19 protein-coding genes and 2 pseudogenes are annotated in these 26,128 nt (G+C 62.4%); 7 read left to right on the top strand and 14 right to left on the bottom strand.

The window, feature by feature from the left end; translation table 11 throughout:
- Positions 1-9 precede the first annotated feature (9 nt).
- From acuI to tcuA, 4 genes are all read right to left on the bottom strand, one after another.
- Positions 10-1,005 (bottom strand): acrylyl-CoA reductase (NADPH), encoded by a 996-nt coding sequence (gene acuI, locus JL811_RS18630; RefSeq protein WP_202690222.1) that lies wholly within the window; start codon positions 1,003-1,005, stop codon positions 10-12.
- A gap of 54 nt (positions 1,006-1,059) precedes the next feature.
- On the bottom strand, positions 1,060-2,988 hold the full coding sequence (locus JL811_RS18625) for a TRAP transporter permease (RefSeq protein ID WP_202690221.1): 1,929 nt from the start codon (positions 2,986-2,988) through the stop codon (positions 1,060-1,062).
- Positions 2,989-3,077: 89 nt separating this feature from the next.
- Entirely contained in the window at positions 3,078-4,103 is a 1,026-nt protein-coding gene (locus tag JL811_RS18620) for a TAXI family TRAP transporter solute-binding subunit (RefSeq protein ID WP_202690220.1), read from the bottom strand.
- A 437-nt stretch (positions 4,104-4,540) separates the two neighbouring features.
- Positions 4,541-6,049: an FAD-dependent tricarballylate dehydrogenase TcuA gene (gene tcuA, locus JL811_RS18615; protein ID WP_202690219.1), complete on the bottom strand. Its 1,509-nt coding sequence runs from the start codon at positions 6,047-6,049 to the stop codon at positions 4,541-4,543.
- 288 nt (positions 6,050-6,337) lie between these two features.
- On the opposite strand from tcuA, the gene JL811_RS18610 reads away from it, so the two are divergent.
- Positions 6,338-7,195, top strand: a complete 858-nt coding sequence (locus tag JL811_RS18610) for an IclR family transcriptional regulator (RefSeq protein WP_202690218.1) — start codon at positions 6,338-6,340, stop codon at positions 7,193-7,195.
- 36 nt (positions 7,196-7,231) lie between these two features.
- Here JL811_RS18610 and JL811_RS18605 read toward each other — a convergent pair whose 3' ends face one another.
- Both JL811_RS18605 and JL811_RS18600 read right to left on the bottom strand, forming a co-directional pair.
- Positions 7,232-8,881 (bottom strand): AMP-binding protein, encoded by a 1,650-nt coding sequence (locus JL811_RS18605; protein ID WP_202690217.1) that lies wholly within the window; start codon positions 8,879-8,881, stop codon positions 7,232-7,234.
- A gap of 20 nt (positions 8,882-8,901) precedes the next feature.
- On the bottom strand, positions 8,902-10,335 hold the full coding sequence (locus JL811_RS18600; protein ID WP_202690216.1) for an FAD-dependent oxidoreductase: 1,434 nt from the start codon (positions 10,333-10,335) through the stop codon (positions 8,902-8,904).
- A gap of 189 nt (positions 10,336-10,524) precedes the next feature.
- Between JL811_RS18600 and JL811_RS18595 the strand changes: the two genes are divergently transcribed.
- The 3 genes from JL811_RS18595 to JL811_RS18585 are packed head-to-tail and all read left to right on the top strand — an operon-like array spanning position 10,525 to position 14,079.
- On the top strand, positions 10,525-11,694 hold the full coding sequence (locus JL811_RS18595) for a mandelate racemase/muconate lactonizing enzyme family protein (RefSeq protein ID WP_202690215.1): 1,170 nt from the start codon (positions 10,525-10,527) through the stop codon (positions 11,692-11,694).
- Positions 11,695-11,715: 21 nt separating this feature from the next.
- The gene (locus JL811_RS18590; RefSeq protein ID WP_202690214.1) at positions 11,716-13,101 is read left to right on the top strand and encodes an MmgE/PrpD family protein; all 1,386 of its coding nucleotides are present in this window, start codon (positions 11,716-11,718) and stop codon (positions 13,099-13,101) included.
- Between the two features lie 48 nt (positions 13,102-13,149).
- Positions 13,150-14,079, top strand: a complete 930-nt coding sequence (locus JL811_RS18585) for a DMT family transporter (RefSeq protein ID WP_202690213.1) — start codon at positions 13,150-13,152, stop codon at positions 14,077-14,079.
- Here the strand turns inward: JL811_RS18585 and JL811_RS18580 are convergent.
- Entirely contained in the window at positions 14,067-14,930 is an 864-nt protein-coding gene (locus tag JL811_RS18580) for an HpcH/HpaI aldolase/citrate lyase family protein (protein WP_202690212.1), read from the bottom strand. The two genes, JL811_RS18585 and JL811_RS18580, sit on opposite strands and share 13 nt — an antisense overlap.
- A gap of 12 nt (positions 14,931-14,942) precedes the next feature.
- The gene (locus JL811_RS18575) at positions 14,943-16,145 is read right to left on the bottom strand and encodes a CaiB/BaiF CoA transferase family protein (protein WP_202690211.1); all 1,203 of its coding nucleotides are present in this window, start codon (positions 16,143-16,145) and stop codon (positions 14,943-14,945) included.
- A 108-nt stretch (positions 16,146-16,253) separates the two neighbouring features.
- On the opposite strand from JL811_RS18575, the gene JL811_RS18570 reads away from it, so the two are divergent.
- Positions 16,254-17,177 (top strand): LysR substrate-binding domain-containing protein, encoded by a 924-nt coding sequence (locus JL811_RS18570; RefSeq protein ID WP_202690210.1) that lies wholly within the window; start codon positions 16,254-16,256, stop codon positions 17,175-17,177.
- On the opposite strand, the gene JL811_RS18565 is transcribed toward JL811_RS18570, so the two are convergent.
- Genes JL811_RS18565 through JL811_RS18555 form a run of 3 tightly spaced genes read right to left on the bottom strand, consistent with a single transcriptional unit; the run spans position 17,174 to position 20,340 of the window.
- Positions 17,174-18,367, bottom strand: a complete 1,194-nt coding sequence (locus tag JL811_RS18565) for an NAD(P)/FAD-dependent oxidoreductase (RefSeq protein WP_202690209.1) — start codon at positions 18,365-18,367, stop codon at positions 17,174-17,176. The genes JL811_RS18570 and JL811_RS18565 overlap by 4 nt on opposite strands.
- Entirely contained in the window at positions 18,364-18,969 is a 606-nt protein-coding gene (leuD, locus tag JL811_RS18560; protein ID WP_202690208.1) for a 3-isopropylmalate dehydratase small subunit, read from the bottom strand. Before leuD ends, JL811_RS18565 begins: the two co-directional genes overlap by 4 nt.
- Positions 18,970-20,340: a 3-isopropylmalate dehydratase large subunit gene (locus JL811_RS18555; RefSeq protein ID WP_202690207.1), complete on the bottom strand. Its 1,371-nt coding sequence runs from the start codon at positions 20,338-20,340 to the stop codon at positions 18,970-18,972.
- Positions 20,341-20,457: 117 nt separating this feature from the next.
- Here JL811_RS18555 and JL811_RS18550 point away from each other — a divergent pair, with 117 nt between their 5' ends.
- Together JL811_RS18550 and JL811_RS18545 are read left to right on the top strand one after the other, a co-directional pair.
- Positions 20,458-21,609 (top strand): CoA transferase, encoded by a 1,152-nt coding sequence (locus JL811_RS18550; RefSeq protein WP_202690206.1) that lies wholly within the window; start codon positions 20,458-20,460, stop codon positions 21,607-21,609.
- A 105-nt stretch (positions 21,610-21,714) separates the two neighbouring features.
- Positions 21,715-22,503 carry an alpha/beta fold hydrolase gene (locus tag JL811_RS18545; protein ID WP_202690205.1) on the top strand — a complete coding sequence of 263 codons (789 nt, stop codon included), beginning with the start codon at positions 21,715-21,717 and terminating at the stop codon, positions 22,501-22,503.
- Between the two features lie 133 nt (positions 22,504-22,636).
- Here JL811_RS18545 and JL811_RS18540 read toward each other — a convergent pair.
- The 3 genes and pseudogenes from JL811_RS18540 to JL811_RS18530 form a co-directional block, all read right to left on the bottom strand.
- Positions 22,637-23,762: pseudogene (locus tag JL811_RS18540) on the bottom strand (IS3 family transposase).
- 86 nt (positions 23,763-23,848) lie between these two features.
- Entirely contained in the window at positions 23,849-25,144 is a 1,296-nt protein-coding gene (locus JL811_RS18535) for a sulfatase-like hydrolase/transferase (RefSeq protein WP_202690204.1), read from the bottom strand.
- 478 nt (positions 25,145-25,622) lie between these two features.
- A pseudogene (locus tag JL811_RS18530) lies at positions 25,623-25,835 on the bottom strand (transposase); the annotation flags it as partial.
- Positions 25,836-26,128 lie beyond the last annotated feature (293 nt).

Raw genomic sequence — 26,128 nt, 5'->3', positions numbered from 1 at the left:
GGCGGTGCGTCAGTCGATGTCGATCACCAGCCGCCCGCGAACCTTGCCCGCCAGCAGTTGCGGGGCGACGTCGGTCACCTGATCCAGTGAGGTCTGACCGGTGATCCGGTCCAGCGCGGCGCGGTCCAGCCTTTCGGCCAGCAACGCCCAGGCCGCTTCGCGCAGCGGCCGTGGCGCCATCACGCTGTCGACTCCGGCCAGCGTCACACCGCGCAGGATGAAGGGCATCACAGAGGTTGGCAGCTCAAAACTTTCGGCCAGTCCGCAAGCCGCGACCACGCCGCCATAGGCCATCTGACCCAGCACGGTCGCAAGGGCCTGACCGCCCACTGAATCAACGGCTGCGGCAAAGCGTTCCTTGCCAAGAGGGCGGCCCCGGGCGGCGAATTCGGCCCGGTCGATGATCTCGGCCGCGCCCAGCGCCTTCAGATAGCCTGCTTCACCGGGGCGTCCGGTCGAGGCCGCAACACGGTATCCCAGCGCCGAAAGCAGCGTCACCGCAAACGAACCGACGCCACCCGAGGCCCCGGTGACCAGAACGGTGCCCGCCTCCGGTTTTGCCCCCAACGCCATCAGACGCTGCACGCAAAGCGCGGCAGTATACCCGGCGGTGCCGATGGCCATGCAGTCCCGCCCGCTCAGCCCCGCAGGCTGTTTCAGGAGCCAATCGCCCCGGACGCGGGCAAAACGGGCATAGCCGCCCATATGAACCTCACCCACCCCCCAGCCGTTCAGGATCACCGCATCTCCGGCGACGAAACCGGGATTGTCCGAGGTCACGACCTCACCGGCGAAATCAATCCCCGGCACCATGGGAAAACGACGCACCACGGGACTGGCCCCGGTAATCGCGAGGGCATCCTTGTAGTTCATCGTCGTGTGCCGCACCCGCACGGTCACATCACCCGCCATCAGGTCATCAAGCGTGATCTCGGACAGGCGCACGCTTTGCGTCTTTGTGGTCTCGTCGCGCTCGATCAGCACGGCTGGAAAGGTCTGGGACATCCTGTGGTTCCTTGTCTTGGCAATGGTCGACCGATGGTCCGGCATCCCGGGCCATCAGCGCGCGGTTTCGCTGGTCGCGGTTTCGCCATCCCGGCGCCGGACATTCCACGCCATCAGGTTGCGCGCCAGTCCCGCCGCCATCAGAACCACACCGACCAGTTGCAGCCAGAGTGGCGACAGGAACAGCAGCAGCGCAGCCACCACCAGCAGCACCCTTTCAATCCGCGTAAGGTTGCCCATCATGTACCGCTCATTCGCACCAGACATCGCAAAGACGGCGAGGACGGCGAAGGCAGCCGTCGAGGCGATCTCAAGGACCGTGCCTTGCAGCAGAAGCGGCGCATGTGTGGCAAAGGCAAAGGGCGCGATGAAGATCACGATGGCCCGCCGCATGGCGGCGAAACTTGTCTTCATCGGATCCGATCCCGCCAGGGCTGATGCCGCGAAACTCGCTATGGCGACGGGTGGTGTGATGGCCGACATGGCGGCGAAGTAGAACAGGAACATATGCGCCTGCAGCACCGACAGCCCCATCCGCACCAGAATGCCCGCAATCAGGACCGAGGCAAGGATATAGCTGGCCGATGTCGGCAGACCCATGCCCAGCACGATGGTCATCAGCGCCGCCGTGACCAGCGCCAGCCACAGGTTCCCGCCCGAGGTCAGCGCAATGATGCTGGCAAACTTGTTGGCGAGACCCGTCATGGTGATACCGCCCATCACCAGCCCCGCCGCAGCGCAGGCCATGGCGACCGGCAGCACGCGCTGGGTCGATTCCGCCAGTTCCTCAAAGATCACCCTGAGGCTCATCCTTGTGGCGCTGCGGATCGTGGCAACGACGATGATCGTCAACGATGACACAAAGGCCACCATCGAGGGCGAATAGCCCATCGACAGGACTCCGACCAGCACGACAAGCGGCAGCAGGAACAGCCAGTCGCGCCGCAGCACCGCCAGAATCCCGCCTGACTGTGTCGGGTCGCCCCGGATGCCGTCGCGAACCGCCTGCAGATGGACCTGCAGATAAAGACTGAGATAATAGACCATTACCGGGATCAGCGTGGCAAGCGCGATGCTGCCATAGGCGATGCCGGTGAATTCAGCCATGATGAAGGCCGCCGCCCCCATCACCGGCGGCATGATCGACCCGCCGGTTGAGGCCGTGGCCTCGATTGCCGCCGCCTCTTCGCGGGAATAACCATTGCGCACCATCACCGGAATGGTGATGGAACCGGTAGTCACCACATCCGCCACGGGGTTGCCCGAGGCCGAACCGAAGAGACCCGAGGACACGACGGCAATCTTGGCCGGCCCCCCCGGACGGTTCCCGACCGAGGCCGCGAGATTGTAGAAGAAATCCCCGCCCCCGCAGCGATGCAGCAGCGTGCCGAAGATCACGAAAAGAAAGCCATAGGTCGCGGCGACACGCAGCGGCGTTCCGAAGATCCCCTCGGTGGTGAAAAACCCCATCTCGACATAATGCACATAGCTGATGCCGTTATGCCGGATCAGCCCGGGCATATAGGCGCCATAGAGATTGTAAAGGAACAACAGCCCCGCGATCACGCACATCGCCAGACCGATCGTGCGGCGGACGCAGTCGAACAGCATGAGCAGCAGCATGGTCGAGAAGGCAAGATCCCAGGGTGAGAGAGGATCGAACATCGGAATGCGCATTGCCATCTCATCGACCTTGAGCAGGAAGTACCCCCCCGCCACCAGCGCCATGACCGCCAGGATGATGTCGTGAAGCGGCAGCTTGCCGGGGTCGGATCTCCGCGTGGGCGTATAGGTCAGAAAGGTCAGCGCCAGCGTCAGAGACAGAAAGACGATGGTCAGAGACACCACATCTATGGTCGCCCAAAGGGCCTGATAGATGCTCCAGAGCGCGGTGGCAAAGCCAAGCGTCTGGATGACCAGTCTGACCCAGTTGTCGATGCTGCGCCGCGTGCCCGAGGTAAGGGCGGCCCTGAGGAAATGCATGCGTCGTGCCTCGCGGTTCGGAAAGGATCGGGATCATGGGGAAGGCCGCCGCCCGGCCTGAAATCCGGGCGGTGGCGGGCGCGGGACCCTCAGTTGACCGGCATCATGTCGCGTTCTGTATAGAATGCCGTGGCGGCGTCATGATAGGGCAGGGTCGATCCCGAGAAGTTGGCCACGTCAAGGCGGCTCATAGACGGGTGAACCGAGGCGATCATTTCGGCATGATCGACGATGGCCGTCAGCACCGCCTGTGCGACATCCTCGGGCATTGAGGACAGGGTCACCAGATGTGCACCCAATGTCACCGTCTGCACATCTTCACCAATGAAATCATAATCCGATGAGCTGATCGTGAATTCTGGCACGTTCCACTGTTCGGCGATCTTGAGACGCACCTCATCCGGGATCGACAACAGTGTGATTGGCACCGCATGCGCCACGTCCAGCACCTGCGCCGCGCCGGGGAACAGGACGTTCATGCCGACATCGGCGCGCCGGTCGCGGAACAGATTCGCCTGTTCGGCCGAGGCCCCGTTCATGATCGTACCGCCCCATTCCTCGATCTGCTCGAACGAGGCCCCGGCCGCTGCCAGCACATCGCGCGAAACCGCATATCCGATATTGCCGGGGCGCTGCACGACAATCCGGACCGGCACCTGCTTGGCGGCAATGTCAGCCACAGTGCGCAGGCCATGCTGATCAGCCAGTTCACGCGAAACCATGATATGCAGCGGTGACCAGCTTTCAATCCGGGCCAGCAGGCGCAGATTGTCCATCGGCGCGCGGAACGGTTCCCCGCCCGCCATCGCAAGACCCACCTCGGGTGCATGCATGATGGCAAAGTCGCAGCCCCCCGATTGCAGCGATGCGGCATTGGCGATGCCTCCCGCCGAAGTCTGGATCGTCACGATGGAGCCCGGAAAAGCCTCACGCACGGCATTGTCGATACCCGCGCCGATCAGGCTCCAGGTGCCGCCGACCGATGCAGCGCAAAGTGTCAGGTTATAGGGCTGGGCGCTGGCCGGGGAATGGCCCGCCGTCACAGCCGCCAGCGCAATGGCTGCGCCAAAGACCGCGCGCCGCATTGGGCTGGGGAATCCTTTGATCGACTTCATGTTATTTCCTCCCTTGTTCGTCTCGTTGAAAGCCGGCCGCGTTGCGATGTTCCGGCGATGATGCTGTCTGCCGGTTCCCGCAGCGGCCAGCGGTCGACATCTGACGACCGGATCTTGCCCGGCCCGGGCACATCTGCTGGCCTTACCCTGGCCTGTGCCCCTTTTCTTGTTCTGCTCGGGTCCCTGATCCGCGCAAGCCCACAGCCGGACCATTGACACTGCGCGAAAGCAGTCGCCCCAGGCGCTGTCTGAAATGGTTCCGGTGTTCTGCAGCCCTCCCAAACCGCAGGTCGTTTCTGCCCGCATTCGCGGGCGCTGATCGTTGTCTTTTCTGCATCGGGCTGAAACACCGCCCCGGCCGACCATCGCGGGCCAAGGACGTGGCCCTTTTCCTGTCAAAACCGCTTAACAACGCAAGCCCGGCACCGGGCTCGGGGTCACCCTGCCTGCCGGTGTTCAGTCGGCAGAACCCGCTGCCCGGCCTGACGCCCGGCGACACGGCCAAAGACCGCCCCCGACATCAACCCCGTGCCGCTGGGATAGTTGAAATAAAACAGACCGCCGACGATCTCACCGGCGGCAAACAGCCCGTCGATCACCGCCCCGTCGGTATCCACCACCTCGGCCGAAGGCGTGATGCGGATGCCGCCGAAGGTGAAAGTGATGCCGCAGGTCACGGCATAGGCCTCAAACGGGCCTTCATCCAATGGCTGCGCCCAGTTCGTCTTGTCGATGGCCAGCCCGCGCGTGCGGCGCCCATCCTTGATATTCGGATCAAAGGCGCGGTCCTCCTCGACCGCCGCGTTGAAGGCATGAATGGTCTCCAGCGCACGGACCGCATCGACATCGGCCAGCTTGCCGACCAGGTCCTCCAGCGTATCGGCGCGGACGCGGGTCATGCCGCGAAACCGGTATTCATCCCGCAGGAATTTCTGTGACTTGGCATCGAAGATCTGCCAGGCGAACTGACCGGGCTGCCGAAGCACCTCACGGCCATATTTGGCATAGGTATAGCTGAAGACATCCGCGCCCTCATCGACAAAGCGTTCGCCATTGGCGTTGAGCATGATGCCGAAAGGATAGGAATGTTTCTGGAAATTGTCACCGACCACCAGATCACCGAATTCGGGTGCATTGCGGTCCCAGCCGGTGGCATGGCAGCCCGACCAGTTGCCGGTGGGCATCGCACCGATATCCATCGCCATGCGATGCCCGTCGCCGGTGTTGAACCGGGTGCCGCGCACCTTGGCAAGTTCCCAGTCCGGTCCAAGATATTTGGTGCGCCATTCGGCATTCGCCTCAAACCCGCCCGATGCCAGCACGACCGAGCGCGCGCGGATTTCATGCGTGCGGCCCTTGTGGCGGACGCGCACGCCCCGGACACCGTCATCACCGGCCAGAAGATCCGTCGCGCGGGTATCATAAAGGATCGGCACCCCCACCGCCGTGACCGCCTTGACGAGCGCCGCAACAAGGCCCGGCCCGCCGCCATGGGCCTCGACCGTCAGCCCGCCCCAGAAACGGAAGCGCCCCTCATGCTTGAAGGCCTGCCGCCCATACATCGGCAGGAAGCGCACGCCCTTGTCGCGCATCCACAGCATGGTGTCGCGGCTTTGCGTGACCAGCACTTCGGTCAGGTCCGGATCGGCGCGATACTGGGTCTGGCGCCCCATGTCGTCATAGAAGCGGCTTTCGGGATGCTCGCCGAAATCGGTCATCGCGATCTCGGACTCGCTGAGGTCGGGCATGAGACGGCGCAGGTCATCGACCCCGTCATAGACACATTTGATCGCGCCTGCGGTGAACCGGCTGTTGCCACCGGCCTCGGGCTCGGGCGCGCGTTCCAGCACCAGAACCCGGGCGCCCGTCTCGGCGGCAGAGAGCGCCGCGCACAGAGCGGCATTTCCAGCACCAACAACCACAACATCTGTCTCTTGCGGGATCATCTGTTTCCTCCCCGGAACTGTCTTTGCTGTCGTCCTTCATTCAGAATTGTGAATACTTTTCCAATTTATGTCATTACGTCACAGCCCATTCCCCCTGTCAAGGTTTCAGTCCCTGCCTCAGAAAGATGCCAGCCAGAAGCGTGGAAAACCGGCCAGTATCCATTTTCAGACAGTCATTTCTATCTCGTGCCGCGGCAATCGACCCGCTATGGAAATTCCCGCTGGCAAAAGGCGCGCCGATGCGGAATAGTTGATTGCAGCATTCACAAAAACAGCAAAGCCTTCTAAATGTCGAAAAAAACTTCTGATAAGGTGCTTGCCAAGGGGCAGGATGGCGGTCGCACGGTGGGCCGTGTCCTTGCCCTGCTCGAACTGATGGCGGGTTCGCGCGTGCCCCTGCGGCTGACCGATATTGCCCGCACTCTCGATCTGCCGGCCAGCTCTGCCCATGCGTTGCTGCAGCAACTGATCAAATATGACTACGTCAAGCTTTCGGCCGATTCGGACCGGCTTTATGAACGCGGGGCCGAACTGGCGCTTTTGTCCAGCAAGTCCAACGCCAATCTGGATCTGGTGCGCACCGCAAGACCGATCCTTCGCGAACTCTCGGCCCAGGTTGGCGAAAACACCTTCCTTGGCATGTGCCATTCGCGCGGTGTGTCCTATGTCGACTCGGTCGAGGATATTTACGGGCTGACCATGCGCTTTCCGATGGGCACGCTGCGTCCGCTGCACGCCTCCAGCACCGGCAAGCTGTTTCTGGCCATGTATTCGACATCCGACACGCTGAAAACCTATCTGGGCGCCGAGCCGCTGGCGGCCTTCACCAGAAACACGATGACAGATCTTGTGGTTCTGAGCGAACAACTGGGTGAGATCCGCCAGACCGGGCTTGCGCTGAACCGCGAAGAAGTGGTCGAGGGCGCCTGCGGCATCTCGGCCCCGATCTTTGACGCCAATCAGCGCTTTGTCGGCTGCCTGACCGTCGGCGTGCCACAGGTCCGGTTCGAGGCGCGGCAGGCAATCATCAAGAAGAACATCCTTGTCGGCGTGCAGAAAATCTCGCGCCGGCTGGGAAATCCCGACTGGGAGGGCACGCTGGCCCTCTTGCGCGACAATCCCGAAGTGGTGCTGGAACAGCCCTGAGCGTGGACGCGCCCTGATTGCGGTGCGTGCCATCATTCAACCGCCGACCGGGTCGGGCGAGGCGCGCTGCTGCGCCGAAAAGCGCGTGACGCGGATGCCTGCCGCCTCGCGATCCCACATCGTCTTGGCCGCGGTCTGCGCCCTTTCACGCAGGCCGTTCTTTTGTACCTTCTGTGACGGTGTCTTCGGCATGCTGTCCACGAACAGGACGAAGCGCGGCACCATGAAATAGGCCATATGATCAATCGCATAACTGACGATTTCGGCCTCGCTCAGCGTCTCGTCCTTGCGGACGACAAAGATCGCCACCTCATCCTCACCCATCTCGGACGGGGCGGGAACTGCCGCAATTTCGCTGATACCAGGATGTTTTTGCAGGATCGTTTCGATCTCGAAGGCCGAGATGTTCTCTCCCCGGCGACGGATGGCGTCCTTGACCCTGTCGACAAAGTACAGATAGCCCTCGGCGTCGATATAGGCCCGGTCGCCGGTATGGAACCATAGGTTGCGGAAGGCGCTGGCCGTGGCCTCGGGCTTTCCATAATACCCCGAAAAGATAGACCATGGCTGCCGTGGCCTCAGCACCACCTCACCGGGTGTGCCGGCGGGCAATTCGATGTCGTGCTCATCGACGATGCGCACGTCGATCGCGTCATTGGCAACCTTGCCCGAAGTGCGCGGCTTGTCATAGGCGTCGCCCGGATCCAGCAGCGCGATCGGCACCGCCTCGGACAGGGCATATTGCGCGAATATCTTGAGGCCCCAGCGATCCTCCAGTTCGCGCCGGTTGCGCGGCGGTGGCACCATCATCGCAAGTCGCAGCGGGTTGTCGCGTTCAAGTTCAGTCGGTTCCAGCTTTTCCAGAACCGAGGTTACGATCATCATCGCATTGAACTGTGTGGCCTTGTAGGCATGCACATCCGACCAGAAATTGCTGGCGGAAAAGCGTTTTTCAAGCGCAATCGCGGCCCCGCCCCAGATCGCGGTCAGGGTCGAATAGTTTAGCGCATTGCCATGAAACAGCGGCAGGAAGGTATACATCCGGTCCGCCGGATCCAGATCCATGCGCCGCGCCTGCAGCCGCGCAATCGACATCGAATGCGCATTCGGACAGACATTTCCCTTGGAAGGCCCGGTCGTGCCCGAGGTATAAAGGATCAGCCACGGCTCCCACCCCAGGGGCAGGTGGTTCAGTGCCGCCGAGGCCCTGACCTGCCCGTCCGACAAAAGATCGCCCCAGACCGGCCCGGCACTCGCGGCACCGGCCACACCCCGCGTTGGCACCACGCAGACCGGCAGCGGTGGCGCATCGGCCAGCGCGTCATCGACCACGGCGCGGTGAACATCCTGCACCAGCATATGGGTCGTATCGGCATCCACAATGAAATAGCGCAGCAATTCGCCTCGCGCAGCGGTATTGATCGGAATGCTGATCGCGCCCAGCCGGTTCAGCGCCAGAAGTGTCAGCACATATTCGGGTGAATTGTCGAGCATCAGGGCAACATGGCTGCCCGCGCGCACCCCCCAGCGGGCCAACCCCTCGGCCAGTTGCATCGACCGCGTGACGCAGGTGCCATAGCTCAACTCCTCATCCCGATGCAGGATAAGGGGCGCGTCCGGCTGCCGTTCGGCCTGTCGGCGCAGCATTTCGGACACGGTCATCTGTTCGATAGGAATATCGGTCATATAGGGGATCCTGCCGGGGGTCAGGCGCGAACGGCCAGTTTCAGACGGGTTTCATCAAGGTGCCGCCGTGCCGAGGCTTCGACGATGCCCATGATTTCGACGCGTGACATCTTGGTGTGATCGACACGCGGAATGGCGGCAGCGCGGCGGTTCACCTCGCCATTGCCCAGAATCTCCAGCGGATCATCCAGCAGATGCGCGCGGCGGGTCACGGCGCGATAGATCCCGGGATCCCTGAAGGCCGCAGGTTGCACCTGCGTGACGAAATATTCCGGCGTTCCGGGCGTCTGCGGCTCGGCCAGTTCGCCCTTCCAGTATTTCATCCGTGCTCGGTCCTCACCGGCTGAGGCCTCGAAATGCTTGCGGCCGTAGATATCAGCCTCTGCCTCAAACCGGGCGACCGCCGCCGCGATGCCGCCGCCTGCGGACAATGCGTCGACCAGCATGGCCGACTGGCGCAGCGCCAGCCCCATGCCCCAGCCGAAGATCGGATTCGTATGGAACCGGGAATCGCCAAGGATGAACAGGTTTTCCAGAATCGGCCTGCCATCCTGCGTGAAGGTGCGGTGCCGGTTCACCAGCCCGGTGAACCATTCGACCCGCCAGATCGGCTCGGACAATTCGGGAGCCAGCCAGGACATCGTGCCGGGCAATGCGCGCGCCACATCCATGAAAACGCGCTCATCCTTCAGATGATTGAACAGCGGCTCCCACGGCGCGACACCCAACATCAGGCTGAACGTGCCGTTATCGGTGCGGTTCATCGTGTATTGCAGTGTCGAAAGGTTGGCACTCGGCCCCGAAGGGTAATTGCCATGGTCGATCCTGACCCCTTCGCGAAAACGGAAATAGCGGCTGTAATAGATGATGCCGCAATCCTGCTCGATCTCGGTCGGTCGGCGCAGGCCCAGCCCCTGCAGCCAGTCCATCAGCTTGGACCGGCGCCCGGTGCATTCCACGACGGCATCGAAATCATGGACCGCGCCACTTTTCGTCGTGACACCGGCAAGCCGCCGGGGATTGGCCGGATCGGCATTCAGTCCCGTCACGCGTTCGGTCACGAAGGTGACACCCGGGGTGCGTTCAACCACCGCGCGCAGGGCCTTTTCAAAGGTCGGACGGCGGCCAAGGAAACCCACGAGTTCGGGGTCGTATTCCTCGTCGCCGAAATCGGGTAGGCGGAAAGGCCATTCGATCATCCCGCCATCCAGCACCGCGCGGTACAGCTCGGGGTCCCGCTCAACCAGCAGCTTGCGAATGATCGAACGCGCGGAATGCGGCTGGCGCAGTTGGGCGATATGCGGGCGGACCCAGTCGGTAAACGCGTCATCCGCACTGAACCCGGTTGCGGGCATGTCGGGCTCAAAGACCGTGACCTGATACCCGTTGCGCCCCAGAACCCGCGCCACCGCCAGACCGGCGATTCCCCCCCCGACGATGCCAAATGTATCCACCGGTTCCTCCGATTTCCATATAATGAATTTATTTCAGTAATACAGACTAGGTATGGCGCCACCCTCTGTCAACGCCCTAGATCTACTTCATCGATACCGTAAAGACGCCGCATTGCGGCTTGACGCATGAAGTCAAAGCCGACAGTATTTTCCTATACATGAAATATTTTCTCTAAATTGGAACCCTCCATGTCAGAAGCCACCCTGCAGCCAGTGCCCGCAAACACCACCGGGATCGACAGGGTTCGAATCACCCAGGTTGAGGTGATCCCCGTCCGCATTCCGTTCAGCGCACCGTTCAAGATCGCCTCGGGCGCGGCGCGGCTGACCAATGACACGCTCTATGTGCGGCTGCATACCGATGCCGGGATCACCGGGCTTGGCGAAACGCAGGCATGGCGGCGGCAGGGCAGCGTCGAAACGCTGGCCTCCCTGATCGCGGCGATTGAAACCATTCTGGCACCGCATCTGACGGGACGGTCTCCCTTCGCCATGAATGCCATCATGGCCGATCTTGATGAGGCGCTTTACAACTCATTCTATGCCAAGGCCGCAATCGGCGATGCGCTGATGGATCTTCAGGGCAAGCTGTTGGGCGTGCCGGTACATGTCCTGCTGGGCGGACGCTGTCGTGACTGGCTGGAAGCCTGCGCCGTGCTATCGATCAAGCCCGATTTCGCCGAAACGATGGATCAAGCAAGGGCCTTCTGGGATCGGGGTTTCACCAGCTTCACCTTCAAGGTGGGCCTCGATACCGATGCCGATATCCGCAACACCCGCACACTGCGCGAGGCTTTTCCAGACGCCATCCTGCGCATCGACGCCAATGCCGCCATGGGCTTCGATGCAGCCGCCACGCTGCTGGAGCGCATCGCACCCTATGGCATCGACGCCGCCGAACAGCTGATCGCCCTGTGGGATGTCGAAGGCATGGCCGAACTGGCGCGACGGACGACGATTCCGCTGATGGCGGATGAATGTTTGGGCAGCGATCATGACCTGATGCGCATCATCCAGCTGCGCGCCGCGCGGGTGCTTCAGACCAAGGTTGCCAAGAATGGTGGCATCCACCGGTCCCGGCATCTCTGGGCGCTGGCCCACACGGCAGGGATGCGGATCTATCCGGGCAATCACCCGTCCACCAGCGTGGCCACCGCCTCGGTGGTGCAACTGGCGGCGGCATGGCCGGGCGCGCTGCTGCACGGGCCCTTTGCCGTGGGCATCACCGGCGCGCTGGCCGCCGATCCGGTCGAACAGCCGCTGACCATGCAGGGCAACCGGGTGCTGGTGCCCAAGGGGCCGGGGCTTGGCGTGACGCTGGATGATGACAGGATCGCGGCGCTGCGCGTCGATCTGTAAATCCGGCGACAGGAGGGGACTATGACGGACAAATTCGGTTCTTCAGGCGCGCATCTGGCAAAGATGCTGGTCGGTCTGCAGCCCCCTGCCCCGGTCCTGCACCGGGTGCGCGGCTTTATCCTTGATTCGCTGGGTGTGATTCTGGCCGCCCGCGCAGCACGCGGCATGCCCGGGCTTGTTTCGGCGATGACTGCGCTGGACCCCAGCACCGGGCCGGCAACCGAACTGCTGACCGGACGCCGGGTCAGCGGCCCCACGGCCGCCCTTCTGAACGGGGCAGCGGCCCATGCGTTGGAATTTGACGACACCGACGATATCGCGCGCATCCATGCTTATTGCGTCGTGCTTCCGGCTGCGCTGGCCGTGGCCGGGACCGAACCCGATATCGATGAGCGCCGCTTCACCGAGGCTGTGGCATTGGGGGTTGAGGTGTTCTGCAGGCTGGGTCTGGCGGCGCCCGGATTACTGGCAACCGGCTGGCACCCGACCACGGGCATCGGCTCGATCGCGGGGGCGGTCACGGCGGCAAGGCTGCTGGGGCTGGATGTAAACGGTCTGCTACAGGCAATGGGGCTGGCCTATGCGCAACTGTGCGGCACGACCCAGCCAATCGCCGACAATGCACTGGCCAAGCGGATCGGCCCGGGCTTTGCCGCCCGTAACGGGCTGACTGCCGCCTATATGGCGCGCGCCGGTCTAACCGGCCCGAGGCGGTTTCTTGACGGTGCTGCGGGCTTCTTCGCGCTTTATGGCGGTGACGATGCCGAACCGGCGATGCTGCTGGACGGGCTGGGACGCGACTGGATGCTTGAACGGGTCTCGGTCAAGCCGTTTCCCTGCTGCCGCTGCACCCATACGCTGATCCAGATCGGCATCGACCTGCATCGCAGCGGGCTGCGCATGGCCGATGTTGTCGGGGGTGAATTGCGGCTGGGGCGGGTCAACTGGGGCATTGTCAACGCGCCTTTCGACCCTGCGGCAGCGCCAGATCCGGTGGTACATGCCCAGTTCAACGCCACCTATTGCTTTGCCCGGGCGCTGGATCATGGATCGGTCGGTCTGGAGAGTTTCCACCCCGAGGTGATCCTGTCACCAGAGGCCGCGCGCGCCGGTCGCTTCGCCACAATCGACGCCGATGACATTCCGGCAAATTCCCTGCCCGTTGCCGAGGTGCGCCTGCGCCTTGCCGATGGGCAGGAACGGCGGATGCGCCATGAGGTTCTTCCCGGCTCGCCACTGGCCCCGCTGAGCGAGGCCGCTCTGCGCGCCAAATTCGCGGCGAATCTTGCCCATGGCGGCCATCCCGCCGATGCCGGGGCGCTGGCGGACCAGATCCTTGCCGGAGGCACATCCCTGCGCCCGCTGATCGCCACCCTTGCCGCGCAGCGTGAAGCGCTTCCTGCCTGACAGTCCACAATCGGCCATCCCGGCCTGTCTCCAGCCTCCGGAGCGCCCATGCCCAGCATCGAATATCTCAGTTCTGCCGACTGGGTATGGCAGGCGTTCACCATCGCCGCCGCGCTGTTTCAAGTGGCGCGCAACACCTCACAACGCACATTGTCCGACCGGATCTCGGCCATTGGCGCGACCTATGTGCGGTTTTTGTTCGGTCTGCCCGTCGCGATCCTCTGGCTGGCCCTGCTGTTTCCGGTCTTCGGCTGGCATATGGCCAATCCGGGCGCCTTTCTGATGTGGTGCCTGATCGGCGGGGTGGTCCAGATCCTTGGCAATGGCTGCCTGTTGCTGGCAATGCGCGAACGCAGTTTCATGCTGGCCGTCGCCTATTCCAAGACCGAGGCGATTCAGGCGGCGCTTCTGGCCATTGTCCTTTTGGGAGAGGCAATCCGGATGGGCGTCGGGGTCGCGCTGATCATCGCCACGGCGGGGGTGATGATGATTACACTGGGGCGCGGGACGCTGCGCGAGGTGGGACTTGCAGGGGCGCTGAAATCCCGGGGCGCCCTGTGGGGCCTGCTGTGCGGGGCGCTGTTCGGCTATGGCGCGACTCTTTATCGTGCGGCGGCGCTGGCCTCCGAGGCGACCCCCTTCATTGCCGCCGCCTATACGCTGATCACGGTTCTGCTGATTCAGTCGGTGATCCTGACGATTTATCTGGTGGTTCGTGCGCCGCAGACCTTTGCGGGCATCCGGAGCAGCGTGCGGCTTTGCCTTTTCTCGGGAGCGATGGGCGGGCTTGCGTCGCTCTGCTGGTTCACCGCCATGGCGCTGCACACGATTGCCGATGTGCGCGCGCTTGGGCTGACCGAGATGCTGTTTTCCTATCTCGCCTCCCGCAGGCTGTATCGTGAAGGGATCACCCGCGCCGAACTGGCCGGATCGGTCCTGATCGGCGGGGCCGCGCTGGCGCTGATCTATGTCAACTGATCGGCCAGAGCGACAACGGCCTGCGCCTGCCGGTATTGGTGCAGCGTGACCCATTGGCCATTGCCGCGCACGAAGGCCGCGCGTTTGTCGGCCAGCGCCGCTTCATAGCCCGCAACGATCTCACGCGCATCGGCCACCCTGTCCGGGGCCGGCGTGAAGGCCGCGTTGATCGCCGGAACATGCGGGGCGTAGAAGGTCGAACAGGAGTCGAATCCCAGCCGTTTCGAAGTCTGGATGTAGTCGGCGACCAGCGCCGGGTTCTTCAGATCCGAAGGCAGGATCGTGTCGATGGACCGCAATCCATAGGCCCGCGCATACAGTACCGTCTGGCTGGCCGTATAGAGCAGCGTCTCACGCGTGTCGGTCAGTGTGGCACCGAGATTGAGTGCCAGATCCCCCTGCGCATGGCACAGCGTCGTGACCCGCCGCACCGTGCAAAGATCCTTGATATTGACGAAACTGCGTGGCGTTTCCAGCAGCGCCATCAATTCTCCCTCGGATCCGGCAGCCTCCATCGCGTTGCAGACCAGTTGCAGTTCTTCGGCGCTGTCGGGTTCGGGATAATAGATCCCCGCCGCCCCAAGTCCCGCCACCGCCGCAAGATCCGCCGGCCCCCAGGGGGAATGCAGGTTGTTGGGCTTGATGACCAGTTGCCGGTTGCCGAAAGGATGACCATGCGTGAACCAGTCGACAATGCGGGCGCGGGCGGTCTCCTTGCGGTCTGGGGGCACGCTGTCCGACAGATCAAGGATCAGCACATCGGCATCGCATTCGGCCGCCTTTTGCACCTTGCGGTCATCGGCGGTTAGCACCAGCAGCCAGGACCGTCGCGCGGGTTTGGATTTTTTCATCTCTCGCCTCCTTCAGATCACGGATTTCGCGCGCAGCGCATCCACCGCTGCCGCATCGAGGCCAAGCAATTCGGCAAAAACCTCGGCATTGTGCTGACCCAGATGCGGCCCGGTAAAGTTGATCCGCCCGGGCGTTTCCGACAGGCGCGGCGCGGGGGCCTGCATCCGGATCGTGCCCAGATCCTGATCAGGCACCGGCACCACCACCTTGCGCGCCTGAAAATGCGGGTCGGCCATCACATCGGACACGTCATAGATCGGCGCCGCCGCCGCCTGCGCCGCGACAAAGATCGCCACGGCCTCATCGGCATTGTGTCGGCGGGTCCATTCGGTGATGATCTCATCCAGAAATTCGACATTCAGTCCCCGCGTTCGATTGTCGATGAAGCGCGGATCTTCAATCAGATCGGGCCGTCCGATCGCCTGCATCGTCCGTTCAAAAATGCTTTGCGCCGATGAGGACATGGCAATCCATTTGCCATCGGCCGTCGGATAGGTGTTGCGCGGTGCCGAAAAGGGCAGTCGGCTGCCTGACCGGTTCTGGATCACGCCCAGCTGATCATATTCCACCACCTGCCAGCCCAGCAGGGTTATCAGCGGCTCACACAGCGAGACATCGACATGCTGGCCTTTGCCCGTCCGCCGCCGCGACTCAAGCGCGACCATGATCGCATAGGCCCCGGTCAAACCGGCCAGTGAATCCGCCAGCCCGAATGAGGGCAGCGTCGGCGGGCCATCGGCCTCACCGGTGATATGGGCATAGCCGCTCAGGGCCTCGGCCAATGTCCCGAAACCGGGGCGGTCGGCATAGGGACCGCTTTGCCCATAGGCCGAGATCGACAGCATCACCAGCCGCGGGTTCACCTTGGCAAGTTCGTCATAGCCAAGGCCCCACTTCGCCATGGTGCCGGGTGTGAAATTCTCGATCAGCACATCGCTTTGGGCGACGAGGTCCTTCAGCATGGCCTGCCCTTCGGGGTTGCCAAGGTTCAGCGTCACGCAGCGCTTGTTGCGCGACAGCATCTTCCACAGCAGCGGGTGGCCGTCCTTGGTGCGACCCCAGTGGCGGAACCCGTCGCCCCGGGGATGTTCGACCTTGATGACCTGCGCGCCGAAATCCCCAAGCCACATGGCGGCCATCGGTCCCGCCATGAAATTCCCCAGATCCAGCACCCGCAATTCACCCAATGCGCCCTCCGACTTTTGCTCTGACATCAGGTCCTCCTTCCGCTTTTCCATCTTCGTCCTGCGGACAGGCTGGCATCTGGCGGGTGATCGCATAAGATATGCAAAGCAGTGTTTCGATAACTAAAGGCTATCACTATGCGGGCGATTATCCATCCGGCACGGCTGAGCGATTTTCTTGATATCCTTGAGGCGGGCAGCATCCGTGCTGCCGCCCGTCTGTCCGGAACCAGCCAGCCCGCGCTGACCAAAAGCCTCCGCAGGCTTGAGGCCGAGCTGGGCGTGCCCCTGTTCGACCGCAAGCCGACCGGGGTCGTGCCGACGCCCTATGGTCAGGCGCTGGCGCGGCGGGCGCGGGCGGTGCGTCACGAATTGCGGCTGGCTGGGGATGAGATCGCGGCCCTTGCAGGCGGCCCGCCCGGCAGCGTCGCCTTCGGCATCGGGACGGCCTCGGCGATCCTGCTGGTGCCTGCGGTCACGACGCAATTGCGCTGCCAGTATCCCGAACTGCGCATCCGCATCCGAGAAGGCCTGCCGCACACTTTGCTGCCGCTTCTGCGTGACCATTCGCTGGATTTCTTTCTGGGCGCGCGCATGGCCGAAACCGCCGATCCCGCCATCCGCTTTCAGGCCCTGTTCAACAGCCAGCGCTGCGTTGTGGTGCGGCGCGGGCATCCGATGGCCAGGGTAAAAAGCCTTGCCGAATTGCGCGGCGCCGAATGGCTGTCGCTGCCCGCATTGCCGGTGCTTGAGCCTGCGGCGGCATGGGCGGGCATGGCGCGGCAGATGGTGGAATGTGAATCGGTGCAGTCCTTCGCGGCCCTGCTGGCCGCAAGTGACATGATCGGTCTTGTCTCAAGGCGGCTGGTGGAAAATGAGATCGCGCGCGGCCATGTCGTCGAACTGAGGCTGCGCGATGCGCTCCCCGTCTTTCGTGTGGGGCTTTATCAGCGTGCCGACAGCCCGCCCTCACCCGCAGCGGCCGCCGCCATGCGCATCCTTTCGCAACGCGCAAGACGAGTGTTCGGCGACAGCAGCAGCCTGACGGCACTTCCGCGCTAAAGCAACGCCTTCAACTCGACCCCCGGATCAGCCACCCGTTCAGGCGCAGGGGACCGTCCAGCGTCGATCAGGCGCTTGGCAACCATGTAGCAGCGCGGTTCATTGATGGCATCGACCGCAAGCAGTTCCTCGCCGCGATAATACCAATGCGCCGAAGTTCCGGGTTGCGCGCCATGGCGGACCACGACACGGTCATACCCGGTGTTCAACCCGGCAATCTGCAGTTTGGTTTCATACTGATCCGACCAGAACCACGGTTTCGGCCGGTAATCCTGTGCCGCGCCCATCAGGTTTGCCGCCACCGCCTCAGCCTGATCTATGGCGTTCTGCACCGATTCAAGCCGCAGCATCTGGCCCCGGAAGGAAAATCGCGCGCAATCCCCCGCGGCCCAGATTGCCGGGTCCGAGCTTTGGCCGCGCGCATTGACAAGCACCCCGCCATCGCAATCCAGCCCCGCCGCTGCCGCCAGCCCGTCATTCGGAAGGATCCCGATGCCCGCGATGATGAAATCATAGCTCCGAACCTGCCCGTCCGTCAGGACCGCCTTGCCACCGGCCAGCGATTGCAGGCCCGTCGCCTCAAGGATCTCGACCCCGCGATCGCGATGCAGCGCGCGGAAATAATCCGAGGTTTCGGGGGCTGCCACACGTTGCAGGATGCGGGCCGACATCTCGACCAGCGTGACCTGCAGCCCCAGCCGGACAGCCACCGCCGCAGCCTCCAGCCCGATATAGCCGCCTCCGACAATCAGCACACGACGCCCCGCCCCGAATTCCGGCGCCATGCGGTCAACATCGGCAAGCGTACGGACCACATGCACCCTCGCAGGATCCGCACCAAGGGTTTCGGGCAAGGGACGGGCGCGCGCGCCGGTCGTCAGGATCAGCGCGTCATAAGGCAGATCGCCCATGGTCGTCACCACCCGGCACCGTGCGCGGTCAATGGCTTGCACCGCGATACCCCGACGCAGGTCGATGCCTGCCTCGGCATAGAATTTCCCAGGCCGCAGATGCAGCCTTTCCAGATCCATCTCTCCCAGCAGGTATTTCTTCGACAGGGGCGGACGCTGATAGGGCAGCGTCGTTTCCTGTCCGATCAGCGTGACCGCACCGCCAAAACCCAAGGCGCGCAAGCGGGCCGCAGCCGTGGCCCCAGCCTGACCGGCGCCGACAATGACCACCTGTTTCATGCGATGGCGTCCCGCCGCAGAATGCCCACCGCCTTGTCCTGCGCATCCTCCCACGCGGCAATACGTTCGTCACGGTTGAGGATATAGGACAGTTCATCCTGCCCCGAGAGCAACATCTCACGCCGGAAATGGCTGATCGTGAAGCAGAAGCGTTCATTCGGCAGCGTCACGGTCTGCGCGTCCAGATCCACGGTCACAGGGGTACCCGGATCATGGCCCAGCCGCTGCACCAGTCGCGCCCAGTCTCCGACTGCCAGGGGCACGGGCAGGATCGCGTTTTGCAGACAGTTATTGCTGAACGTGTCGTTGAAACTGGTGCCGATCAGCGTGCGAAAGCCCCAGGCACCCAGCGCCCAGGCCGCCGCCTCACGCGAGCTGCCACAGCCGAAATTCGGCCCGACGACCAGAACCTGACAGGCAGCGGCGTCGGTAGAGTGCAGGACAAAACCCGGCTCTGTGAGCCTACGATTCCTAAAAAGCGCTGCGGCAAGGGCGGCCTGACCCTTGGCATTGACATGCTGCGCGGGGATGATCTGGTCGGTATCGACATTCGGCTCATCCAGCAGCAACGCGGTCGAGGTGACGGGGGCAAAGGACTCCATTCAGGCCTCCAGATAGGGGCGGGGATCGGCCACGCATCCGGCGATGGCGGTGGCGGCGGCGGTGGCGGGACTCATCAACAGGGTGCGTGCGCCGCGGCCCTGACGCCCCGGAAAATTGCGGTTCGAGGTACTGGCGACGAATTCGCCCGCTTCCGCCGCTTCGCCATTCATGCAGACGCACAGCCCGCAGCCCGGCTCCCCCCATTGCGCACCGGCGCGGCGGAACACTTCGGCAATGCCCTCAGCCTCGGCCTGCGCGCGCACTGCAACCGAACCGGGCACGACCTGAAGCATCATCCCGGGACTGACCTGCCGCCCCGCCAGCACCCGTGCCGCCAGCCGCAGATCCTCGATCCGGGCATTGGTGCAGGACCCGATGAACACCCGGCCCACGGCCTGCCCTTCAATCGCCTGCCCGGCGGTCAGGCCCATATAGGTCAGCGCCTCGGCCCCGCCCTCGGGCACCCTGCCGTCAAGCGGCAGCGCCGTATCGGGCGAGGTGCCCCATGTCACCATCGGCGTCACCGCATCTGCGCTGATCGTCAGGTCGCGGTCGAAACCGGCATCGGGATCGCTGCGCCAGCGCAGCCAGTCCTCGGCGGCGGCGTCAAAGGCGGCAGGCGCATGTGCAGTGCCGCGAAGATAGTCCACAGTCTTGGCATCTGGGGCGATCAGCGCAACCTTGGCCCCCATTTCAGCCGCCATGTTGCACAGCGTCATGCGCTCTTCCATGCTCAGCGCCGTTACCCCTTCACCGGTGAATTCGACGGCATGGCCCTTGCCCGCCGTGACCCCGTGCCGCGCCAGCAATACAAGGATCAGATCCTTGGCGGTAACACCCGGGGCAAGCCGCCCGGTTACCGTGACACGCATATTTGTCAGACGATCAACCAGAACGCATTGGCTGGCCAGCGCATGGGCGATCTGTGTCGTGCCAACTGCAAAGGCCAGCGTCCCGAACGCGCCCAGCGTCGGGGTATGGCTGTCACCGCAGATGATGCTGAAACCCGGCTGGGTCAGGCCCAATTCCGGGGCGATGACATGGACAATACCCTGACGCGCATCCCCGGGGCCAAAGACCTCGATCCGGTGTTCTGCGCAGACCTTCAGCAGCCCCGCCACGACCGGCAACATCCGGTCAACCGGCATGTCGGCGCGCCCCGCGACCGGAACGCAATGATCGGTCACCGCCACGGCGCGGCCGGGACGGCGCACCGATAGACCCCTGCCTTGTAGAATGCTGAAAGCTTTTGAGAACGTGCCATCATGCAGCAGATGCAGATCGACATAGACCAGACCGGGGCTGCCGGGGCGCTCCTCCACGACATGCGCCTCCCATAGCTTGTCATACAATGATTTTCCGCGTGACATACCTGCTCCCCTGTCCCGCAGCGCCCGATCCGGCAAATCGTTGACGGCGCCAGCCTGTGTCTATACTTCTAAATAATGAATAAATTTCCGCATCACGAAAGTCAAAGGAAACAACCCGTGCAGATCATTGACTTCAGCCGTTATATGCCCGGCCCCTTGGCCAGCCGGATCCTCCTTGATCTGGGGGCGCAGGTCATCAAGGTCGAAAACCCGGTCGGCGGGGATGCCAATCGCGGCGCGCCCCCCTATGTGAACGGCGAGGCGCTGTTTCAGGTCGCGCTGAATGCGGGCGCGCGCAGTGTCGCAATGTCGGCGCGTGATCCGCGATGGCCCGCGTTGGTCGAAGGACTGGTCAAGGGCGCAGATGCCGTGATCGTCGGCGGGCAAGAACTGGCGCTGGCCAAACTGGGCCTTGGCTATGACCGGCTGACTGCTATCAATCCGCGGCTGGTCTGGTGCAACGTCACCGGCTATGGCGAGGTCGGGCCCTGGCGCGATCTGCCCTCCCATGGGCTGAACCCGGATGCCTTTGCCGGGCTTGTGCCGCTGGAATGGACCGATGGCATCCCCGATCCGCATGGCGATTACCAATCGGCGGGAGCACCACTTTCGGGGATCTTTGCCGCGCTCGGCATCCTCGGCGCGCTGCGGCGGCGAGATGAAACGGGCCAGCCGCAGCGCGTCCATACCTCGATGTTCAATTCCGCGATCTGGTGGAACTGGCGCCACGTGACGACATTGGCCAATACAGGAGAGATGTGGTGGCGCTACAAGGACTTCGGCGGACGCTATGCGACCTATCGCTGTCAGGATGACGACGTCGTACTGGTCTGCCCGATTGAACGCCATTTCTGGCAACGCTTCGTCGATCTTCTGGGCCTGCCCGCCGAATGGCGTGACAAGGGCAGCTGGGCCGAGACAGTCATGGATCACGGCTACAATTACCCCGATGAGCGGGACATCATTGCCGAACGCATGGCGACCCGCCCGCGCGACGAGTGGCTGACGGAGTTTCAGCGCATCTCGATCCCCTTCGCACCGATCTTGTCGCCAGCCGAGGCGATTGAAAGCGAACATGCGCGCGCCAACCATGCGCTGCGCGAGATCATTGCGAATGGCAAAAAGGCGCGTATCCCTGGTTTCCCCGTACAGTTCGGACGTGATCCGCAGGTGGATGCAGTTCTGCGCACACCTGCACTGGGCGAGCATACCGCAGCGGTGTTGGCTGAACTCAGCCTGTCATCCCAGACCAGACAGGATGCGGGATGAAATGAGCGGGCAACACGTCGCTGGACGCATGGATGTCACGGCTGATGACGATGGCTTCACTGTCACAGCCATCAGCCTCCCTCGCCTGTCACCGCGAGCGGGTACATGACCGAGCGTCAGCCCCTGTTCGCAACGGCCGATCCTGATACTGGCCGCCCTGCCCTGCTGCTGCTGCACGGTATGTTGACCAGCAGCCTGCATTGGCAGCCCAATGCCGCGTTGTCCGACCATTTCCGGCTGATCCACGTCGATCTGCCGGGGCATGGCGCCTCCCCCCCACCGATGACACCGGAGGAGGCGCATCCCGCAGCTATAATTGCTGCGATTGAGACGATCCGGCAGCGCCTGGGGATCACGGCCTGGCATCTTTGCGGGGCAAGCTTCGGCGCAGGGATTGCGCTGCACTATGCACTGGATCATCCCTACACCTGCCTGAGCGTCAGTTTTACCAACAGCAATTCGGCACTGCGACCTGCATGGACCGTATCCGATCTGCAGGCGCAGGCAGGGCTGGCTGCACGCATCCGGGCAGGTAGGCGCGATGCGGTGCGCGCCTTGCCCTATCATCCGGCGCATGCCCGGCGCTTTCCCTCCGATCTCCGTGCCACGCTGACCGATGTGGCCGAGAGGATCTTGCCCGAAACGGTGGCGCTGCTGCAGCAAGAGGCGATTCCGCGCCTGACGGTGCGCCACCATCTAGGGGGTCTGCAGAGACGGTGCCAATTGCTGAACGGTAAATTCGAGCGCCGGTTTCAGGCGGTCCGCGACTGGTTGGCCAAAGCACATCCCCGAATCGTCATAGTTGATCTGCCGGGCGGCCATTCAGTGAATATCGAAAATCCTAAGGATTTCGACGCCGCCATGATCGCCTTTCTTAACAATTCTGGCCCATGAATGTGAAAGACGGCGAAAAAATTGCCATTCTTTCAAAAACATACAATGATAATAGCGGCGTTGACGCACAGGATTGGATCGAATGCTATTGGGGGGCGGTGGACTGCCGCCAGTGAGTGGTTCGGTCTGAATGTTAGTGCATGATGGTCCTCGGGTCTATCTGGACGATGGTTTCCGGCGCTGGGGGACGGTATCCCAAGGCGCTGTGGGGACTGACGGTGTTGTAGTGGCGGCGCCATTTGTCGATCAGGATCTGGGCTTCGCGCAGTGAGTAGAAGACCTCGCCGTTGAGGAGTTCGTCGCGGAATCGGGCATTGAAGCTTTCGCAATGTCCGTTTTCCCAAGGTGAGCCTGGTTCAATGAAGGCGGTCTTCGCCCCGACAGCCGCGATCCAGGCGCGGACCTTTTGGGCGACAAATTCGGCGCCATGGTCGGACCTTATGAACCTGGGCGGCCCGCGAAGAATGAACAGGTCGGTCAGAGCATCGACGACATCGGTGGAGTTGAGCTTGCGTTTGACGCGGATCACGAGCGCCTCCTTCGTGAACTCATCAATGATGTTGAGCGTGCGAAACACGCGGCCATCATGGGTTCGATCCTGAACAAAGTCATAGGACCAGACATGGTTGACATGTTCCGGCCGCAGCCGAACGCAGGAGCCGTCGTTCAGCCAAAGCCGGCCCTTCTTTGCCTGTTTCTGCGGGACTTTAAGCCCTTCCCGCCGCCAGATCCGCTCGACGCGTTTGTGATTTACGTGCCAGCCAGCGTTGTTCAGCAGGCCCGTGATCATCCGATAGCCGTAGCGTGCGAACTGCCGCGTCAGCTCGATGATGTCCTCGGTCAGCCGTTCTTCATCTGGCAAGCCGCAGGGCAACTTGCGGTTCGTAGAGCGATGTTGCCCAAGTGTGCGGCAGACCCGGCGTCAGATACGCCAAAGGTCTGCTGCACATGGACAATGCACTGACGGCGGCGGGAAGGGCTCAGAAGTTTCCCCGGGCAGCCTCGGTCAGGATCATCTTGTCCAGCGTCAGATCCGATACCGCACGCCTGAGGCGCTGGTTCTCGCTTTCAAGCTCCTTCAGTCGCTTCAACTGATCGCGGTTCATACCGCCATACTCTTTGCGCCATCGGTAGTAGGTCTGCACCATCACACCAATCTGACGAACCGCCTCCTGAACCGACTTGCCCTGACCCTGCAGCACCTCAACCTGCCGAAGCTTCAAAACAATGTCTTCTGGCTTCTCTCGCTTTCCAGCCATCTTCTGGTCCTCCAAAAAGTGGGATCATACTATCCCAGTTGGTGGACCACTTCAGTGGGGGCACTCCAGCCTGAGAGATACAGTTGCTAGATCGCCATTCCCCATTCGCGGCTTGTCTCAATCAGGGTGTCGTGAAGCCCCGCATGTTCCGGATGGTTTTCGCCAAGGTCATGCAACTGCCAGAAATCGTTTTCCAGGTCGTAAAGCTGTGTTGTCCCGTCATTGTATCGGATGAGGCGATAGGTGTCTTTGCGGATTGATGCATTCTGCCAAAAGAACGTAGGGATCGTCCTGGATCCGGGTTTTTCGCCCTCAAGATGGGGCCGCAGGCTGCGACCAACGGACCCTTCGATTTTTCCCAGTTTCAAAAGGTCCAAAACTGTCGGCCCGATGTCGATTGTGCTCACGGGGTCATGCACTGTTCGGGATTTGGGGAGATCCGGCAGATGTATGATCAAAGGAATATTTGCGACCTGTTCCCACAGACTGCTTTTTTCCAACCGGTCCTTGTTCCCGAGGTGAAATCCATGGTCGGCAAGAATGACGACGATGGTGTTGTCTGCAAACCGGGACGCCTTCAACGCATTCCAGACCCGGCCCAGCTGATCATCGACCAGTGAATAAGCGGAATAATAGTTCCTGACGCTTTTCTTCCACCAAAGCGTTCTTCCGTTGCTCAGTTCCTTGAACCGGGGGAAGCGCCTGTCAGCATATCGATTGCTGTCATAGCCGGTCGCCCATTCCGCAGGCTGTTCGAACTTCCAAAGCGGATACATTTCCTTGAAACGGGCTGGGGTGGCCCAGGGCGTGTGCGGGCTATGAAACCCGACCTCCCGGTAGAAGGGGGCTTTGCCGTCATAGGTTTCCAGAAACCCGACCGCGGAATCGGCCGAGCGCGTGTCGTAGAAAATATCGTCGTCTTTGGCGTCGAGCGTTGCTGGCCCGTTCCTGTATCCGCCAAAATGCACAGTTGGGACCGGCCTCCGCACACCATAGACGAAATCCTTCTGATGATCTGAGTAAAGAATGCTATGCACCGGTTCAGGCAATGGCGAATGCCCATGATGCACCTTCCCGCCAGAAGAGCAGAAATACCCGTTTTCCTTGAGGCGGTAGGGCCACATGATCCGCGGGTCATGCTGTTCAAAGACATTTTGCCTGTTCGAGAAAACCCCAAGTTCATGGGTTGTGCGTCCCGACATAAAGCTTGCACGGGCAGGGTTGCAGACAGTGGCGGGGCTGTAGGCGGCGTGAAACGCCGTAGAGACCGCGCAAATCCGGTCCAGATTTGGCGTTTGAAGGGTTTGGTTGAACGCCGTCTTGTAGGGCCAATAGGCGACTGCGTCATCGAAACTGACCAGAAGGACGTTGGGTCTCGTCAAGCCGCGCCTCCGGTGGATTGAGCGATGCGCTCCGCATCCAGGTGACACGCATCATCGAGGTGGCTGATTTTGTGACATGGAAGCCGCTCAAGCGCCCGGACGGGCCGGGCTTCAGGACCGACACCGTTCATTTTTGCCGTTTCATTCAGGATATAGGCGATTGCGGCGGCCTTGCCGTCCCCGAACCGTCCAGTGAAACCTGTGACGCCCCCTCGGCCATCAAAAGCGCGCTGACCGCGCGAAGCGCGCGCGGGGCCTTCCGGCAAAGGGTCACTGGTCACAAACATGGCCTGAATATACTGGAACACCCCAGGGGGTGGAATGCAAAACCGCGCTAAGACCCTATTTTTACGGGCTTGGTCTGCCCTGTCATCGGCAGCTTTCAGGTCTTTTGCGGCATGCGCCAGCCGGTCCCTTCCATGTGCATCGAGAGGGGCAGAAAGCGCGCCTCCTCTGCCGGACCGGCTCCGGCAGGGTCATCTGCCACAAGGCGCTTCAGCTTGGCGTTCTCGGCCTTGAGCTGCTTGAGACGATTGGCATCAGACAGGTTCCCGCCATGCTTGGCCTTTAGCTTGTAGAACGTCGCAGGGCTGAACCCATGCTTGCGGCACAGCTCAGCAGTCGGCAAGCCAGCCTCCTGCTCTTTGATCATCCCGATAATCTGCGCTTCAGTGAAACGGCTTTTTCTCATCTCGTCCGCTTCTTCAGGTTGCGCAGACTCCACATCAGACTGAGGGAGCTTCCGGGGGGCAGGTCAGTTGAGGCCACCCGGCGGTCAGCACAGGGGGGGGAGGAGTGACACGCCGGGGAGGCCGGCGCGTCAGAACTTCATATCGAAGCTCAGATTTGCACCATAGTGTTGATTTTCACCCAGAACTGACCCGGGTTTTTCATCGAGAATTGACCCGGCTTTGAGTATGGATTTCGGGTCAGGCAGGGGTCAAGATCTGTGTTGTCTCCTTCTTTTTCTTTGCTGCGGATGCG

Source organism: Szabonella alba, assembly GCF_016765775.1.
Classification (GTDB): Bacteria; Pseudomonadota; Alphaproteobacteria; order Rhodobacterales; family Rhodobacteraceae; genus Szabonella; species Szabonella alba.
This window is presented reverse-complemented; position numbering and strand designations above follow the sequence as displayed.